The organism is Raoultibacter phocaeensis (assembly GCF_901411515.1).
Lineage (GTDB): Bacteria > Actinomycetota > Coriobacteriia > Coriobacteriales > Eggerthellaceae > Raoultibacter > Raoultibacter phocaeensis.
Map to the genome: position 1 here is coordinate 1,342,930 of NZ_CABDUX010000002.1, position 16,445 is coordinate 1,359,374.

A 16,445-nucleotide genomic window follows, 5' to 3' on the forward strand; every position below is an offset into this window, starting at 1 on the left:
CGAAGCTATCCGATGATGCCCAGGTGCTCGAGCAGGATCTTCACGCCGATCAACACGAGCACGATGCCACCTGCGATGCTCGCGGGCTTGCGGAAGCGAGATCCGAACGAATTGCCGGCCGCCACGCCGACGAACGAGAGCACAAACGTGGTCACGCCGATCGTAAGCGCAGCCGACACGATGTCGACCCGCAGAAACGCGAACGTGATACCTACGGCGAGCGCATCGATGCTCGTGGCGATCGCAAGCATCACGAGCTCTTTGACATCGAGGCGGTCCTTCTCTTCCTCACTGCACGCAACGCACTCATCGTCGTCCTCGTGAAACGCATCCCAGAGCATCTTGCCGCCGATAAACGCAAGGAGTCCGAACGCGATCCAGTGATCGATGCTCGCGATATAGGCTTCGAACTGCGTGCCGAGCGCCCAGCCGAGCACGGGCATGAGGCCTTGGAACGCCCCGAAGAACAACGCGATCACGAGCGCATGCCCCCAATTGAGTGAGCGCATGCCGAGCCCTTTGCACACCGACACGGCGAACGCGTCCATCGAAAGCCCGATGGCGACAAGCGCCAACTCCACGAAACCCATGGGTATCTCCTCTCGCATGCGCCGCTCGCAGTCCTCTTCTGCAGGCGCAAAAAAGCCGATGCATCGCACCGGCCATGAAAAAACGATGCGACAATACGTCACACCGCAAGTCTTGTCAATTAAGGCCAGCCAGCTTCTCGAAGCAGTATGTTGACATGGCCGCGGCCGAAACCGCCGACTACTCCCCTACGGGTTTTCGGTATCCTACCACATATCGCTGCTCACGCAAACAGCGCGTTTTCCTCGCATCGAAAAAAACCTTCTGCGAGCATGTCGGCGAGGATCGAATCGTACTCGGCCCGATCGGCGCTTCCCCTGCCCGCTTCACGCTCGAATCCGTCGAGCCGGTCGAACAGCACATCGGGCGCTATGCCGGGTTCGGCGAGCACGCACCTGAGCAGCTCGGCGCGCTTCTGACGGCGCGATCCCGTAAACGCGCTCTGCCTCGTATAGTGGGCGCTGCGCCGGGAGGGGTTCACCGTCACCTGCTTGAGGTGCGCGCCCCAATCGAGCAGCGCGTAGTACCACGCGCGGGGGTTATCGGCCGAGCAGGTTGCTTCCACAAGGGGCCGAAGCTCCTTGTCGGACACCGATTCCGCATCGGGAAACAATTCGTGCAGAAAGACGGTTCGCACGTTGGTTTCAAGGTAGACCGACGGCTTGTTGTACGCGAACGCCATAACGCCCGCAGCCGTAGCTGCACCGATACCGGGCAGCTCGATAAGCTCGTCGTACGTTTCGGGCAGCGCGCCGCCGAAGCGAACAGAGCATTGCTCGGCCGTGCGTTTGAGCGCGAGCGCACGGCGGTTGTAACCGAGCCCCTGCCATTGTTCGAGCACCATCGCCGTATCGGCCGCCGCAAGCGCATCGGGCGTCGGAAACAGCGCCAGAAAGCGCTCCCAATGCTTGAGCACGCGGACTACCTGGGTTTGCTGCAGCATAACCTCCGACACGAGCACTGCATACGCATCGTCGATATTACGCCACGGAAGCTCGCGGTAGCGCGATCCGCCCTCAGCCCAGACGCGCTCGACGAACCGTTCGAGCGCAAACGGCTGTATGCGAGCCTCTGATTGAGCCATACGCGAAAGATCCTAAACCGCTTCGGCGCGGTCTGCCTTGTCCGAATCCCCTTCGTCGGCAGCCTTCGGCCTTACGCGCCCCGCGCACAGCCATTTGTCGTATTGGGCCTCAGGCCCGAGCACTTCGACGACTTTCGGATGCTCGTCGCCGAGCGTGAGGATATCGGCGAGCGTGAAGGCGGCGAAGTAGTCGTTCAGAAGCTTGTCGGCCCCTTGCCACACGCGATTGTACGCGCATCCGCCCTGTTTCTCGCAGTACTCGGGATCGACCGAGCACAAAGCCACACTCACCGGCCCCTGCACCGCCTCAAGCACATCGAGCAGCGTCACTTCGCCCGGATCGCAGTTGAGCACAAGTCCGCCGCGCGCGCCGCGGACCGTCTTGATGAGGCCGCCCTTCACGAGGTCGTGCTGAATGCTGCGCGCGAACGCGTACGGAATGTCCTCCTTTTCGGAAATCTCGGAAACCGAAACATAGGTATCGCCGCTTTCGAAAGCAGCACGGAGAATACGGCACGCGTAATCGCAGCGTCGTGTTACATCCATCGGTTAATCACCCACCCCATTCAGAAGGTCGTCCATCCGGTCTATCTCGGCGCGGAAGTCCTCGATCACAGCATCTTCGAGCTGTCGGTACTCCTCGGAGTCGAGCGGCTGATAGGCAGCCAACTTCTCGTACATGTTGTCCGCCTTCACCGGTTGGTAGCGACGCGCCACCAAACTCGCCTTGTAGGCATCCTCCACCGCTTCGCGGGCAGCCATGTATATATCGAAACGGGACATGCCCGCCGAGTATCGCACGAGCGCGGAGCGGTCGATGGAGCGCATCGACGGGTGCTCCGACGCGATATGTATCCACAGATCGGCGCGCTCGGAAGGCGATGGGTCGTCGATGTCGACAACCGTGACCGGATCGAGCAGATCATAGAAGAACCCATCGACCTCGCCGTCGCCGCCAGCGCTGGCGAGCACGTACACATCGGGGTTCTCAACTGCGGATCGGATGAGGTTGATAGCTTCGCGCGCACCGCGCGAAAGCTGCGCGTACGCGAACATGCCCATATCGTCGGCAGCGGCGTCGGCGATGGGCGAACCCCACAGGTCGATGTCTTCGAGCACAAGCACGCCGCCGCCTTCGAACGAGTTTCTCGCAGCATTGAGCTTGGGCTGGTTGTCGGCTTGGGCCATGACGCAAAGCACCGGCATGCCCTGAAGGTTCTCCTCCATGTGCATGCGGATGGCAGGCAGGCCGATCTCACCGAGCGTTGCGGACATGAACTGGTTCGCATCCTCGCGCACCGGCGCGCGGAACAGATAGGTGTCGATGATGGGCATCTTCTTGAGGCCATGGCGCACGTTGAGCGTCTCCACGAGTTCTTTGAACTGAGGATCGTCCTGCATACCCACGCCGAATCCGTTCATCGTGGCCACCGCATCGCGAAATCCGACGATATCGCGGTACGTGAGTCGCTCGATGTACTCGGTGGTTGCAACCTGATCGCCCGTCTTCTCGACGGCTTTGCCCTCGTCGGGTTTTTTCTGCAGTTCCTTGACGTCGTCGTGCCCCGAAGGCACCGATGAGGGCGTTTTGCTTTGGCGGTGCTCGACCTTCATCATGAAAGGCGCAGCCGATAAGCCGAGGAAATCCTGGGAAATCATGTCGGTCATATCCTCGAGGTCCTCGCGCGTGAGCCCGAATTCCTCGAGCTTGTCGAGCGCAAGGCGCTGAAGCTGCTCGGCGCTTTGGGCAACCTCTTCAGGAGTCATGTACGGCTCGAGCTTCTCGAAGATGTACTCGGCCAGCGAACGCTCTTTGAGCTTGCAGGCCAAGCGCCACGCCTGGCGCAGCCCGTCGACGGCGGCGCTGTCGGACAGGTAGGCACCGTGGGACGCCTTTTCGAAGGCGGCCAGATAGAGGTGCATGCCTAAAACGGCATCGCCTGCCGAACACGCCTGGGCGGCGCGGCGCAGGTACTCTGCCGATGAGTTGTTCGTATCGTTGTTCTGGCTTGGTGAGCTGTTCGTATCCGCATCGTTTTCAAACATGGTCTCTCACCCCTTTTCGCTCGCATCTCTGATTCGTCACAAATGTGTAAGTTCAGGTATCATTTTAATATGCCGACGGCGTATGCACGTGCTAAAGATCGTAATATGCAGAAAACGTCACACAACCGGGAGGCTATCGCCATCATCCGCATACACCATAGCACAGGTGCCCTCGGTAAGCTCCTACGGTTACGGCCGAAGGAAGAAACGCACAATCACGACCAGTCGAGAATCTCCCACCCTTTGCGCCGTGCCGTACGCGCGAGCGGCTTGTCGGGCGTGACCGCGAAAGCGCGGTCGGCCGCTTCGAGCAGCGTTCGGTCGGAGTGGTGATCGCCGTACGCGCAGGCGAGCTTCCAGTTGCCCTGCCCGTAGCGCGCATCGGCGTATTCGGTGATCGCGGCGACCTTCTGCGCACCCTCGACCGGCAACCCGTCCACCTCGCAGGTGTAATGCCCGTTTTCATCGATCTTCATACGGGTTGAAACCTGCTGGTCGAAGTCATGGCGCTCCATCGCACGCAAGATGATCGGCTCGAACGTCGCCGACACCACGACGACCTCGCGCCCCGCAGCCCTGTGGGCGGCCATCGCCTCATCGGCCTGCGCACGGAATTTCCGATCCACCTTCTCGTCGTAGAATGCGCGCATGAACGCATCGGCCTTTTCGTGCGGCATGCCGAGAAACGCGCGGAATACGAGCCCGCGCACCCAGCTCTCGTTCTGCGGAAGGCGGAGCTTGTACGCGGCTGCCCACAAGACGATGCGCAAAACGACGCTGTTCTTGAGCATGCCGCGCTGCTTGAGGTAGCGAACCAGCATGACGGGCGAGTTTCCCGAAATGCTCGTTCCGTCGAAATCGAACACCGCAAGCTCGACGGGTCCGCTCTCATTCGACGGCTGCACCGAAGCCGATGCAGCCGTCAAGGTATCGTTTTGTCTCTCAGCCATGCCCACTCTCACAAGATGTGCTCGACTCGTGGGTCGCAAGCAGGCAGCGGCATGCGCCGTGCGGTTTACTCTTCCACTTCGTCGATACAGTCAACGAACTGTGAATTATACAGCTCCGAGTAAAAACCGCCAAGAGCGAGCAATTCTTCATGCGTTCCCTGCTCGACGATATCGCCGCTTTGGATCACGAGGATCAAGTCCGCGTTTTTGATCGTAGAGAGCCGGTGCGCGATTACAAACGACGTGCGGCCCTTCATGAGGTTGTCCATCGCCTTCTGGATGCGCTCTTCGGTGCGGGTGTCGACCGAACTTGTGGCCTCGTCCAAGATGAGCATCCGGCGGTTCGCGAGAAACGCGCGCGCGATTGTCAAGAGTTGGCGCTGGCCTTGGCTTATGTTGCTCGCATCCTCGTTGATCTCCATATCGTAGCCGCCGGGCTGCGTCTGGATGAAGTGATGCGCGTATGCCGCCTTCGCAGCCGCCTCGACCTCTTCGTCGGTCGCGTCCAAATCGCCGTAGCGGATGTTCTCGCGGATCGTGCCCTTGAACAGCCACGTATCCTGCAAGACCATACCGAACATCGAGCGCAGATCATCGCGCGAGAAGTCGCGGATATCGTGACCGCCCACGCGGATGGCGCCCTCGTTGACGTCGTAGAAACGCATGAGAAGCTTCACCATCGTGGTCTTGCCCGCACCGGTCGGTCCGACGAGCGCCACCGTCTGGCCCTCGGTCACTTTGGCGGAGAAGTCGTTGATGACGATCTTGTCGGGCGTGTAGCCGAACCGGACATGGTCGAACTCGACGGTGCACTCGACGTCTTCCGACTTCACCTTTACGTCATCGGGTGCCTCTTCAGGCTCTTCGAGGAATTCGAATACGCGCTCGGCTGCGGCAGCCATCTGCTGGAGCACGTTGGATACCTGGGTGAGTTGCGTGATCGGCTGCGTGAAATTCTTCACGTACTGGATGAACGCCTGGATATCGCCCACCGTGATAATGCCCTGCACGGCCAAGAAACTGCCGGCAATGGCCACGGCGACGTAACCCAGGTTGCCGACAAACGTCATGATCGGCATCATGAGGCCCGATATGAACTGCGATTTCCATGCGGATTCGTACAGCTTCGCGTTCGTCTTGTCGAAGCGCTCGGCCGCAGCGTCCTCTTGGTTGAACGCCTTCACGATGGCGTGGCCCGAGAACGTTTCCTCGACTTGGCCGTTGATGGCGCCGAGCGTGCTTTGCTGCGCCTTGAAGTAGCCTTGGCTGCGTTTGACGACTACGGCGATGAGCACGATGGAGATAGGCACCATAACCACGGTGATGAGCGTCATGAGCGGATTGATGGAGAGCATCATGATGAACACGCCGATGATGGTCGTGATTGAAGTTATGAGCTGCGTGACGCCTTGGTTCAGGCTCTGACCGAGCGTATCGACGTCGTTGGTGATGCGCGAAAGCGTATCGCCCACCGAGTTTCGCTCGAAGTAGCCCATGGGCATGCGGTCGATCTTCTCCGATATGCGCTTGCGCATAAGGTAGCTCGTGCGCTGCGATACCGAGCTCATCATCCAGCCCTGCACAAACGAGCAGAGTGCCGAGAGCACATAGAGCCCGAGCGTGAACACGAGGATGCGGGCAACCGCGTCGAAATCGATGCCGCCCGTACCCGCGATCTTCGCACCGATGCCGTTAAACAGCTCGGTCGTGGCGGTTGAGAGGACCTTGGGACCGATGATGTTGAAAATGGTCGAACCGATGGCGAACACGAACACGATGACGAGCGCCACCTTGAAGTTGCCCATGAATTTGAGCATTTTCAGAAGCGTGCCCTTAAGATCCTTCGGCTTTTCACCGGGAATCATGGCTCCGGGACCGTGCCCGCCTCCGCCGAATCCGCGACGGGGGCCGCGTTTGGTTTCTGCTGCGCTCATGCTGCATCACCTCCCCCAAGTTCCGCGGCCGAGAGCTGCGAAAGCGCGATCTCCCGATACGGCTCGCATGTTTTCATGAGCTCGTCGTGCGTACCCTTGCCGACCACGCGGCCCTCGTCGAGCACGATTATCTGATCGGCGGAGAGCACCGTGGAGATACGCTGGGCCACGATGATGACCGTCGCACTCCCAAGCTCGTTCTTGAGCGCTTGGCGCAGCGTCGCGTCGGTCTTGTAGTCGAGCGCCGAGAAGCTGTCGTCGAACAAGAACGCGCGGGCGTCGGTGGCAAGCGCGCGGGCGATCGCGAGCCGCTGACGCTGACCGCCCGAAACGTTCGTGCCGCCCTGCGACACTTCGCTTTCGAAGCGGTCGTCTTTCGCGTCGATGAACTCGGTCGCCTGCGCGATCGAAGCCGCCTGCTCGATACGGTGTTCGGGCATATGCTCGTCGGAGTACGCGATGTTCGATGCGATGGTGCCCGAGAACAGAAACGCCTTCTGCGGCACGTAGCCGAGCATGCTTCTGAGCTTGTCCTGGGACAGGTCGCGCACATCTATGCCGTCGATGGTGACCGAGCCGTCCGTCACGTCGTAGAAGCGTTCGATGAGTTTGATGACCGTCGACTTGCCCGAACCGGTCGAGCCGATGATCGCGGTGGTCTTGCCGGGCTTTGCCGTGAAGTCCACATGCTCGAGCACGCATTCGTTCGAATCGGCGTACTTGAAGCACACGTCGTTGAAGGCGATGGTCGCTCCGCCCGCCGGGCCGATCCGATCGTCTGCGGGTGCGCTCGGATCGCAGATGGTCGGCTCGGTTTCGAGCACTTCGTTCACGCGCTGGGCGGCTACATCGGCGCGGGGCAACATGATCGAGATCATGCCGATCATCAAAAACGACATGATGATGACCATCGAGTACGTGATGAACGCGATCAGATCGCCTGTCTGGATGGTGCCGGCATCGATGTAGGAGCCGCCCACCCACACGATGAGCACCGAGATGCCGTTCATGACGAGCATCATCACGGGCATCATGAACGTCATGACACGGTTCGTGAACAGCTGCGTTCTCATGAGCTTCGTGCTTGCTTTATCGAAGCGCTCCTCTTCGAAGTCTTCGCGATCGAACGCGCGGATGACGGGAAGGCCGGTAAGGATCTCGCGCGAAACGAGGTTCACCCGGTCAATGAGCTTCTGCATGATCTTGAACTTGGGCATCGCCACGACCATGAGCACGACCACGAGCACACCGATGATGGCTACGGCGAGCACAATGATCCAGCTCATGGCGAGATTCGTCTGCGAAACCATGATGATGCCGCCGATGGCGAGGATCGGCGAGTACAGCACCATGCGCAAAAGCATTACGGTAACCATCTGTATCTGCTGGATATCGTTGGTGCCCCGCGTGATGAGCGATGCCGCCGAGAAGCTCTGTACCTCGGCATCAGAAAACGAGATAACCTTCTTGAAAAGCCTCTCGCGCAAACCCCTGCCGATCTTCGCGGCGGTCCGCGACGCGATGAGGCCTATGAGAATGGCGGCGACCATGCCGAGTCCGGCAAGTCCGAACATGATAGCCCCGATGCGCAAAAGGTAGTTCATCTGCATGGCGCCCATATCGTAGCCGAGTTCTTCGTATTCGCCGATGGCCGCTTGGATGGCCTGCTGCTTCACCAAAGAATCGCCCGCCTCGCCCATCTTGGCCTTCGCCTCGTCCACCATCTCGAGCAGCTGGTCTTTCGAAACTGCTCCCGAATCGTAGGCAGCTTTCAGCTGATCGAGATCGAAGTCGGGAATCTGGCCCGCGTAATGGACTGCCACAAGCGGCACAGCCAAGATGGAGTCGAGCTTCTCGATTTCGCTTCTGCCCGTGTCGTTGAGCTTGTAGGTTCCTTCGTCGGTTTCGGTGTAGGCCGCACGGATGGTCGCCTCGTCGTCGGCGGGCGCGAGCATGCACACCTTCTCGAACGTGTCGGCGCGCATCTCGTCGAGCGCGACGTTTTCGACGCCCGACTGCTGGATGCCGACGTCGACGATGTGCGACGTGTAGCGCGGTAGCGAAAGGTCGGTGAACGCCTGCACGATGAGCAGCATCACCACCAACAAGACCGCGACTTTGGAATCCTTGAGATAACGGATTATGCGCATGGGTATCCTTCTTGAATCGTCGTTAAGCTTTCTGGTCATTTTCGCCCCGAACGGAGTGTCCGCTCGGTATCGTTTCGCCTTTGTTATCGCGTTGTTCGCGCGCAGTGATGATGCTCAAGGCGCTCGATCCTGCCCGACTCCGCCTGCCGCTCGTGGAAATCCAGAACCTTGTGCAACGTGGCGATGAGGTGGTCTATGTCGTCAGCGCCGACGTATTCCACCAAGTCGTTCAAGTGCTGCTCGCGCATCGCTTCGGCCTGCCGGGCGAGGCGCTCGCCCTGGTCGGTAAGCTCGAGCGACACGGCACGGAAATCGTCGCTGACACGGTGGCGCTCGACGTAGCCCTTCTCTTCGAGAAGCTTGAGCGTCTGCGAAAGCGCACTCGGCGTCATGCGCATGCGTTCGGCGAGAAACCGCGGTTGGACGGTATGCTCACCTTCGAGCTGCGCTGTGTAGATACCGAGTACGACGCGCGATTCCGAAAACGTGAGCCCCTCGGGCGTGACGAACGGGACATACGAGTTCTTATGGAACCGCCGCATGATGTCGAGCAGCCCCTGCTTGGTCTCTTTAGGTATATCAGCCATGGCTTCGTTCCCTCTCGTGGCGTCCAAATGCTCCTGCGGCGAACCCTGCCAGCCCGATGCCGCGCTCGACAGACGTCCTCGAACAGAGGGCGGCCGCGCACGAGCAGACGGCGAACGGGCGCGTTCGAGCCAAGCCGCAAGACGGGCCGCTCGATGCCGGGCCCGACCGTGCGACCGCGAACGACCCGCATGGTAGCGAGGAGGGGCACGTCGCTTCGTTTCGAACCTGTATCTGCAAGCAGGAACAGGAACCCGAAACAATTTAGCTTCTAAACAATATCACTCCTTAATTGTTTTGCAACCTCGATACGAAGCCGTAAGAAATCTTTCATAGTCCGCACATCGCCGAGCGGGATCTGGCAGGAGCCGAACGGCAGACAAGCGGGTGTAGCGTGGGAGCCAGCAGGAGTCTCGCGGAATCCAGCGAAGCCCCGAATCACAGATCGTGCCATATGGCACGATTTTGGTCCAACAAGATGCGCTCACTCCCGCCGTATCGTGGGCATGCATGCATCGTGCCTGATCGAAGGTCCTTACCCTGAGGTCCTTCGATTTATCCTAAGAAAAGATAATGCCAAATGGCACGATTTTGGTTTCGGTCCCCTCGTGCTGCCGAAAAAGTCGAAAATAGGGTATTGCGCAAGTCTTGGTTGTCCAGTAGAATATCCAACGCTGCTGAAAGCACGGGGTGTTAGCTCAGTTGGTTAGAGCGCCGGCCTGTCACGTCGGAGGTCGCGAGTTCGAGTCTCGTACATCCCGCCATCTGAAATCAAACCTCCCTCTTGGGAGGTTTTTTCATGCCCGAACATTCGAAAAACAGGCTTAAAGGCTTATAGGACAAAACGTGTGCCCTAGCTTTATCAGTCGTAGTCCATCTTATAACCCCCACTCGAATGAAGCTCGTGCCATGCGACAGCAGTTCCCCATTGGGCGATTGCAGATTCGGTGTCGTTTGATCCTTCAAGCGAGCGATACAGATCGGCTATGGAGCCATCGGTTGGCATCTCTTGCAAGATGGCCGCTGCCGAGGGCGGGTTTTCGGTATGCATGAGGCACCACCACGACACGGCCTTGATACGTCTGTCGATCTTCATGCCGCGGTGGCATCGAAGCATCGCGCGCAGCTGTGCATTCACCCCGCCTTCGATCAGGTTCGTGGTAGCAGGAACGCCGCCTTGCTCGAGCAGGCTCTCATCGATGTAGGTGAACAAGACGTTTGCACGGACAAGCTTCTCGAGTCCTCTCCGGGCGCGTCTGAGCCTTTCGTGCCTGTACTGCATCCTCCCCTCAACCATGGTCTTCTGCTTGAGATAGCTCTCCCACCGCGAGCACCACATGGCAAACTCCGCCGTCCATGCCGCGGCTCCGTCGGCGTCGGCAACGTGCAAAAGACCCTTGGCGACGCCGTAGAGCTCGACTCCCGCCTGAAGCTTCGGTCTTGTCGTAGTTTGCCGTTTCACCTGGCAAAAGGCATGGAAGGTGCATCGCTGCACGCGGGTATGCGGCCACACCGCACGTCGCGCCTTCTCGAATCCGCTTCCCCCGTCGGTCGCTACGACATCGGGCGGAGCGATACGGGCCATGAGGGCCGCCCATGCGCCTGAGTTCTCGCTTCTTGCCGCATGCCATCCGATAACGTGGTCTTTCGTGCAGGCGATGAGCACTACGGCATTTCTGCCAAGCCAAATCCCGTCTACGTATACGACGTGGTGGATCTCGTCGCACGCAGGGGCTATCGGCCATATCTTCCAGAACCTTTCGGCCGCTCTTCTGAAGCTGCGTCCCTGCCCCGGCATCCCGGCTTGGGTCTTTGCAGACAAGAGCCACCCGAGAAAGGCGTCGAGCTTCTTTGCGCCGCTGTCTATCTTGCGCGTTTTAGTCGCCTTGCAGGACATGCACTGCCACCTCTGGGAGCCGGCAGCGGTCTTGCCATGGCGCTTCATATTGCCCCCGCACACAGGACATCTTTGGGAAGTCATCGCCCTATTGAACCAAAAAGCGACCCGAGTGCGGGGCTTAAGTGCTCCGACCTGCGCTGTCAAGCGGATTCGGGGCACACGTTTCGTCCGACCTCGAAGTTGCGCCGAGACAACTCCACGACCAAAAACAACTCTTGCATCAGCGATTACACGGTGATTCGGGGCACACGTTTTGTCCTATAACCCGAAAACAAGACGCAGAAGCGACGCGCATCGGCATGAGATGCATAAACCCATGTGCCGTACCGAGCTGCCGGCTACCCCGCCCGCTGCTCGGTACGAGTGATCGAAAGCGCGTAGATCCCGGGGCTTTTTTTGAGCAATTCGGCAAGCAACACGTCGGGGCGCAGGCTGCCGGTCGGCTTGGCACAGAGCGTGAAGGTTAGGATGTTCTGGTTCTGCTCGATATCACCTACGAGAAATTCCGAAGGCACGAGCACCCTTTCCTTCTTCTTGCGCACGACGGTGATCTCGTCGGGCACAGAAAGCTCGTCGGGGGCAGCCGAGAGCACAACGCGGTACGTGCTCACCGGATACGCCACCGAAGCGGCCGCATCGCGCGGACCGATGTACTCGCACGAGGTCACCATGAGATCGGGTACGCTCGCCTCGACAAGCGCATCGGCCGCCTTCTCAGGTGCGATGTAGCGCGTCATCTGCAAATCGAAGCACTCGCGCGAGCCGCCGACGCCTACAGGTAGCGCCGCGCCAAACGCGATCTTCATATGGGGCGAGAATCCTTGCGAGATGGCGTAGGGAAGCCCTGCGCGTCGCACGGCGCGTTCGAGCGCGCGGGCCACTTCGAGATGCGACAGCATTGCGAGGCGGCCCGTCTTGCGGAAATACACGCGCATGCGGAAGTTCGACGGATCAGGCATGGCGAAACTCCCTCGTCACGATATCGGTTTCGAGCGCGGGGCACGCGCCGCAAGCCGTGCACGAGGCAAACGAACAATCGGACGTCGTCTCGCCCGATTCGGCCCGCGTTCGCTCGAGGCGCATGAACGCATCGCTCACGCCCGTCGAGATATGGCTCCACGGCATGGTATAGGAGGTGTCGAACGAACGCTGGGCAACGGATGCAGGATCGAACCCGAGCTCGTCTGCCGCAGCCTTCCACGCCTGCTCGTTGAAACACTCGGTCCATGCGTCGAACCGCGCTCCGTGCGCGAACGCACGCTCGACCCACTCGGCGCACTCGCGGCCTCCCCTGCTCATCACCGCTTCCACGAAACTCGTTGAGGGATCGTGCCAATGCACGTCGACAGCGCGGTACTTCACCGACGAGCGCAAAAGGTTCACCCGCCGCATCGCCTCCTCGGGCGCTATCTGGCCGTCCCACTGAAACGGCGTCTGGGCCTTCGGGACGAACAGCGCGCACGAAACGCTCATGCGCACGTGTCCGCGCTGCTCGGGCGCAACTGCCGCCTTCGCGCGGTCGTAAGCGCGTTGGGCGAGGCTCGCGATGCCCTTGATATCGTCGTCAGTCTCGGTGGGAAGCCCGATCATGAAATAGAGTTTGCAGCGTCTCCATCCCGTCCCAAACGCCGCGTCGATTGCGGCGAACAGATCGTCTTCGGTGACGTTTTTATTGATGACGTCGCGCAAACGCTGCGTACCCGCCTCGGGAGCGAACGTGAGGCCGCCCTTCTTCTGACCGGCGACCAATCCCGCCATATCCACCCCGAACGCGTCGAGTCGCTGCGAGGGAATGGAGATGCGGATGCCCTTGCCCTCGCATGCGCGGTTGAGACGCGTGAGGATATCGCCGATCTGCGAATGGTCGGTCGAGGAAAGCGAGGTGAGGCTCACCTCGTCGTAGCCCGTCTCCTCGAGGCCCTTCAAAACAGATTCGACGATGTTGTCCGCGGAGCGCTCGCGCACGGGCCTGTACATCATACCCGCCTGGCAGAATCGACAGCCGCGCGTGCAACCGCGCAGTATCTCGACGTTCAACCGATCGTGTACGGCCTCGGTGAACGGTACGATGCACGGCTCCCACGCCGAGCTTTCGGCAAACCCGGTAAACAGGCGCTTGGTAAACGTAGTCGGCACCCCCTCGCGGATCGGGCGGATCCACGAACCTGTTTTCTGCGCTTCGTCCTCGCTCGCCCAATCGTAGAGCGAGGGTACGTAGCATCCGGGAAGCTGCGCGAGTTCGAAAAGCGTCTCTTCGCGCGTTGCCCCCCTCTCTATACAGGAGCGGTGCACGGCGAGCATCTCGGGCACCGACTCCTCGCCCTCCCCGATCGAGAACGCGTCGAAGAACGGCGCGTACGGTTCGGGGTTGAACGCGCAGGGGCCGCCCGCGAACACGAGCGGATCGTCCTCGCCGCGATCGGCCGCATGCAAGGCAATGCCCGCAAGGTCGAGCGTCTCAAGCACGTTGGTTGCCGCAAGCTCGTGCGGAAGCGTGATGCCGATAGCGTCGAACTCGCAAAGCGGCGCACAGCTCTCGAGTGAGAACAGTGGAAGACCGTGCTCGCGCATGAGGTCGCAGAATTCGGGAGCCGGGAGAAACGCCCGCTCGGCAGCCATGCCCGCATGCGCGTTCACGGCGTTGCACAGGATGCGGATAGCCTGGTTCGCCTGGCCGAGCTCGTAGGTATCGGGATACACCATGCAGAACCGATACGGCGCATCGGACTTGTAGGTGCATCCCCACTCATGGTTGATGTAGCGGGCCGGGCGCTCGGCGCTGTCGAGAAGCGCGGTCAGGCGCGGCCACAGATCGGTCATGCGCGAGCGCCCTTCTTGAAACGGTGCACCACCGTATCGGTCAGACGTCCGGCAACGTCGCTCGCGGCTTGCGCAGCCGGTTTCGGCACTACGCCCGACGAAGCCACGGCATCGACTGCCGAGTTGGCCACCGACGCTGCCGTGGGAACGACGCGGCTTGCAGCACCGCTTGCGGCTTTGCCCACCTTCGAAACGGCGCTTTTAGCCGCTGCCTTCATGCTCGGTTGCTTGCGCGCCGAATCGGCGGCCATGACCGCCTTATCGCGCGCACGGCCCACCACTTCGGCGAGATGGTCGATCTTACCGTCGCCCTCGAAGTATTCGATGGCGGCACGGCCCATGGCAAGCGTTCCCGTGTAGCCGATGGCGGCCTTGATGGCCCAGCCGAGCGCCGGCACGAACGCGATGAGCTGACGGGCGACCGCACGGCAAGCGAACGCGCCGCCCACAACGGCCGCAAGCTCCTTCACGCGGGCGATCTCCATAGGCTGGCCGTACGCGGCGGCTATCTGCAAAAGCATTTTAGCCTGGTTGAGCGTCATGATGGGCATGTCGGCGCCGGGTATGAACACCACGAGCCCGATGCCCGCGTTCTGCGCAGCCGTCGCACTGACGGCTTCGAGCGAAAGCGGCTTGCGCACGAAGCGGAACGCGAGGGCGAACGCGAGGCGCTTGTCACGGCAGGCCTCGATGACCCACTCCCCCATCCTCATGTTGAGGGAGGCGGCACCGTCGACCGTGAGCGGATACGGCTCCGCCTTGCCGTTTGCCTCAGCAGGCAATGCGAGCACATCGTCGATCGAGGGGGCCACGGTGTCGTCTTCGAGCAGCGGATACCCGCTCTCGGCGGCGATTTCGGCCGCGAGGTCGGGAAGCGTGGTCACGACCATGACCGGCACGCCCGCTGCCCGGATTTCCGATGCGTACTTTCCGACGTGTTCGTCGAGACCCGCCACGATAACCGCCATATCGGAACCTGCGGCTGCGACCACGGGAAAGCTCGGAAAATAGACGGTGCTCACCCGCGCATGGACGCTTGCGCTCGCGAACGCCTGGCGAACGTGCGCCTGCACATCGCCCGGTGCCGTCTCATCCATGTAAATGCTCACCGAAATCGGCGTGGCGCGGGCCTCATCGATGTTGGTAGCCTCGTCGATGACCGCCTTGATATCTACGGGAATCTGCATGGTGCCTCCTATCTATCGGCCGTTATGGGCCCAAACCGACCCGATGAGCCCGAGAAGCATGAAGTTCACGACCATGAACGACGATCCGTAGCTCATAAACGGCAAAGGTATGCCGGTGATCGGCATGAGACCGCACGTCATGCCGATGTTTTCAAGAATCTGGAACAACCACATGCCGACGACGCACATGACAATCACCGTTCCGAACAAGTCGGATGCAGCGCCGGCAATTCGGAAGCATACCAAAACGAGCGCGGCGTAGAGGGCGATGAGGACCGCTACACCGAAAAACCCGAGTTGTTCTGCCAAGACGCAGAAGATGAAGTCGGTCGGCGCTTCGGGCAGGTACCCGAGCGTCGCCTGCGTCGCATTGAAGAGCCCCTTGCCGAACAGGCCGCCCGATCCGATAGCGATCTGGGCCTGGCGCAGGTTGTACCCCTCGTCGGAGAGGTTCACGCTGTCGTGCTCGAGAAACACGAGCAGGCGGTTGCGCTGGTACTGCTTGAGGAGCTTGTACTCGCCGGTCGAATTGTAGATCAGCTGGTCGATGGCGAATACAGCCGCAACGGCAAGAATGCACGCCACGAGCGTTATGAGCAGAAACTTCGGCCGCGCACCGCCCACGACGAGCGCGACGGCGGCGATGAACAGGTACACGAGCCCCGTGCCCAAGTCGGGCTGTGTCATGATGCAGAGAAACGGGATGAGCATGATGCCGAGCGCCTTGAGGTACTCGCGCGGATCGTCGAGTTTGCCGCCGTAGCGCGACATGACGCTCGCCGCCAGAAGGATCACCGTGAGCTTTGCGAATTCGCCCGGCTGTATCTGCGTACCGATATTGATCCACGACTGCGCACCCTTCGCATAGACACCGATGATAGGCAGGTGCGGCGAGAGGATAAGCACCACGTTCACGATGATGAGCAGCACGGTGAAATCGGACAGGTTACGGTAATCGAAGCGCCAGATCGCCATCATGAGCACGGCACCGAGCACGACGGTGGTAAGCTGGCGGCTGAAGCTGTAGTCCGGCTCGTTGTACACGGCCGTGTACACGATGAGCAGACCATAGCCTACAATGAGCGCGACGATGGCGAGAAACGGCAGGTTGAGGTACTTGAAGCGGCGCGGCTTCGTCGCGTCGACAACGGCCTTGTCAGGAGCCTTGACCGTGCTGATTTGAGGTAACTCAGGCATCGGC

13 protein-coding genes and 1 tRNA gene are annotated in these 16,445 nt (G+C 60.6%); 1 reads left to right on the forward strand and 13 read right to left on the reverse strand.

Annotated elements, in window-relative coordinates:
- Positions 1 to 5: 5 nt before the first annotated feature.
- From FJE54_RS13655 to FJE54_RS13690, 8 genes are all read right to left on the reverse strand, one after another.
- Positions 6 to 590, reverse strand: a complete 585-nt coding sequence (locus FJE54_RS13655; RefSeq protein WP_139653352.1) for a manganese efflux pump MntP — start codon at positions 588 to 590, stop codon at positions 6 to 8.
- Between the two features lie 221 nt (positions 591 to 811).
- Entirely contained in the window at positions 812 to 1,672 is an 861-nt protein-coding gene (locus FJE54_RS13660) for an HhH-GPD family protein (RefSeq protein WP_139653353.1), read from the reverse strand.
- A gap of 12 nt (positions 1,673 to 1,684) precedes the next feature.
- On the reverse strand, positions 1,685 to 2,218 hold the full coding sequence (locus FJE54_RS13665; protein ID WP_139653354.1) for an RrF2 family transcriptional regulator: 534 nt from the start codon (positions 2,216 to 2,218) through the stop codon (positions 1,685 to 1,687).
- A 3-nt stretch (positions 2,219 to 2,221) separates the two neighbouring features.
- Positions 2,222 to 3,718 (reverse strand): ribonucleotide reductase subunit alpha, encoded by a 1,497-nt coding sequence (locus FJE54_RS13670; protein WP_139653355.1) that lies wholly within the window; start codon positions 3,716 to 3,718, stop codon positions 2,222 to 2,224.
- A gap of 215 nt (positions 3,719 to 3,933) precedes the next feature.
- A complete protein-coding gene (locus tag FJE54_RS13675) occupies positions 3,934 to 4,668 on the reverse strand; it encodes an HAD family hydrolase (RefSeq protein WP_139653356.1) in 735 nt (244 codons plus the stop codon).
- 65 nt (positions 4,669 to 4,733) lie between these two features.
- Positions 4,734 to 6,602, reverse strand: coding sequence for an ABC transporter ATP-binding protein (locus tag FJE54_RS13680; RefSeq protein ID WP_139653357.1), 1,869 nt, complete (start codon positions 6,600 to 6,602; stop codon positions 4,734 to 4,736).
- Entirely contained in the window at positions 6,599 to 8,752 is a 2,154-nt protein-coding gene (locus FJE54_RS13685) for an ABC transporter ATP-binding protein (protein WP_139653358.1), read from the reverse strand. The genes FJE54_RS13680 and FJE54_RS13685 overlap by 4 nt, the downstream gene beginning before the upstream one ends.
- Before the next feature lie 83 nt (positions 8,753 to 8,835).
- Positions 8,836 to 9,339, reverse strand: a complete 504-nt coding sequence (locus FJE54_RS13690) for a MarR family winged helix-turn-helix transcriptional regulator (protein ID WP_139653359.1) — start codon at positions 9,337 to 9,339, stop codon at positions 8,836 to 8,838.
- A 685-nt stretch (positions 9,340 to 10,024) separates the two neighbouring features.
- Between FJE54_RS13690 and FJE54_RS13695 the strand changes: the two genes are divergently transcribed.
- Positions 10,025 to 10,101, forward strand: a tRNA-Asp gene (locus FJE54_RS13695).
- A gap of 98 nt (positions 10,102 to 10,199) precedes the next feature.
- Here the strand turns inward: FJE54_RS13695 and FJE54_RS13700 are convergent.
- The 5 genes from FJE54_RS13700 to FJE54_RS13720 all read right to left on the reverse strand — a co-directional run bounded on the left by FJE54_RS13700 (position 10,200) and on the right by FJE54_RS13720 (position 16,441).
- Positions 10,200 to 11,318: an IS1249 family transposase gene (locus tag FJE54_RS13700; RefSeq protein ID WP_139651764.1), complete on the reverse strand. Its 1,119-nt coding sequence runs from the start codon at positions 11,316 to 11,318 to the stop codon at positions 10,200 to 10,202.
- Positions 11,319 to 11,575: 257 nt separating this feature from the next.
- The gene (locus tag FJE54_RS13705; RefSeq protein ID WP_139653360.1) at positions 11,576 to 12,196 is read right to left on the reverse strand and encodes a TIGR03936 family radical SAM-associated protein; all 621 of its coding nucleotides are present in this window, start codon (positions 12,194 to 12,196) and stop codon (positions 11,576 to 11,578) included.
- Positions 12,189 to 14,057 (reverse strand): TIGR03960 family B12-binding radical SAM protein, encoded by a 1,869-nt coding sequence (locus FJE54_RS13710; protein WP_139653361.1) that lies wholly within the window; start codon positions 14,055 to 14,057, stop codon positions 12,189 to 12,191. Before FJE54_RS13710 ends, FJE54_RS13705 begins: the two co-directional genes overlap by 8 nt.
- Positions 14,054 to 15,244, reverse strand: coding sequence for a hypothetical protein (locus FJE54_RS13715; protein WP_180326745.1), 1,191 nt, complete (start codon positions 15,242 to 15,244; stop codon positions 14,054 to 14,056). Before FJE54_RS13715 ends, FJE54_RS13710 begins: the two co-directional genes overlap by 4 nt.
- A gap of 12 nt (positions 15,245 to 15,256) precedes the next feature.
- Positions 15,257 to 16,441 (reverse strand): FtsW/RodA/SpoVE family cell cycle protein, encoded by a 1,185-nt coding sequence (locus FJE54_RS13720; protein ID WP_139653362.1) that lies wholly within the window; start codon positions 16,439 to 16,441, stop codon positions 15,257 to 15,259.
- Between the last annotated feature and the right edge of the window lie 4 nt (positions 16,442 to 16,445).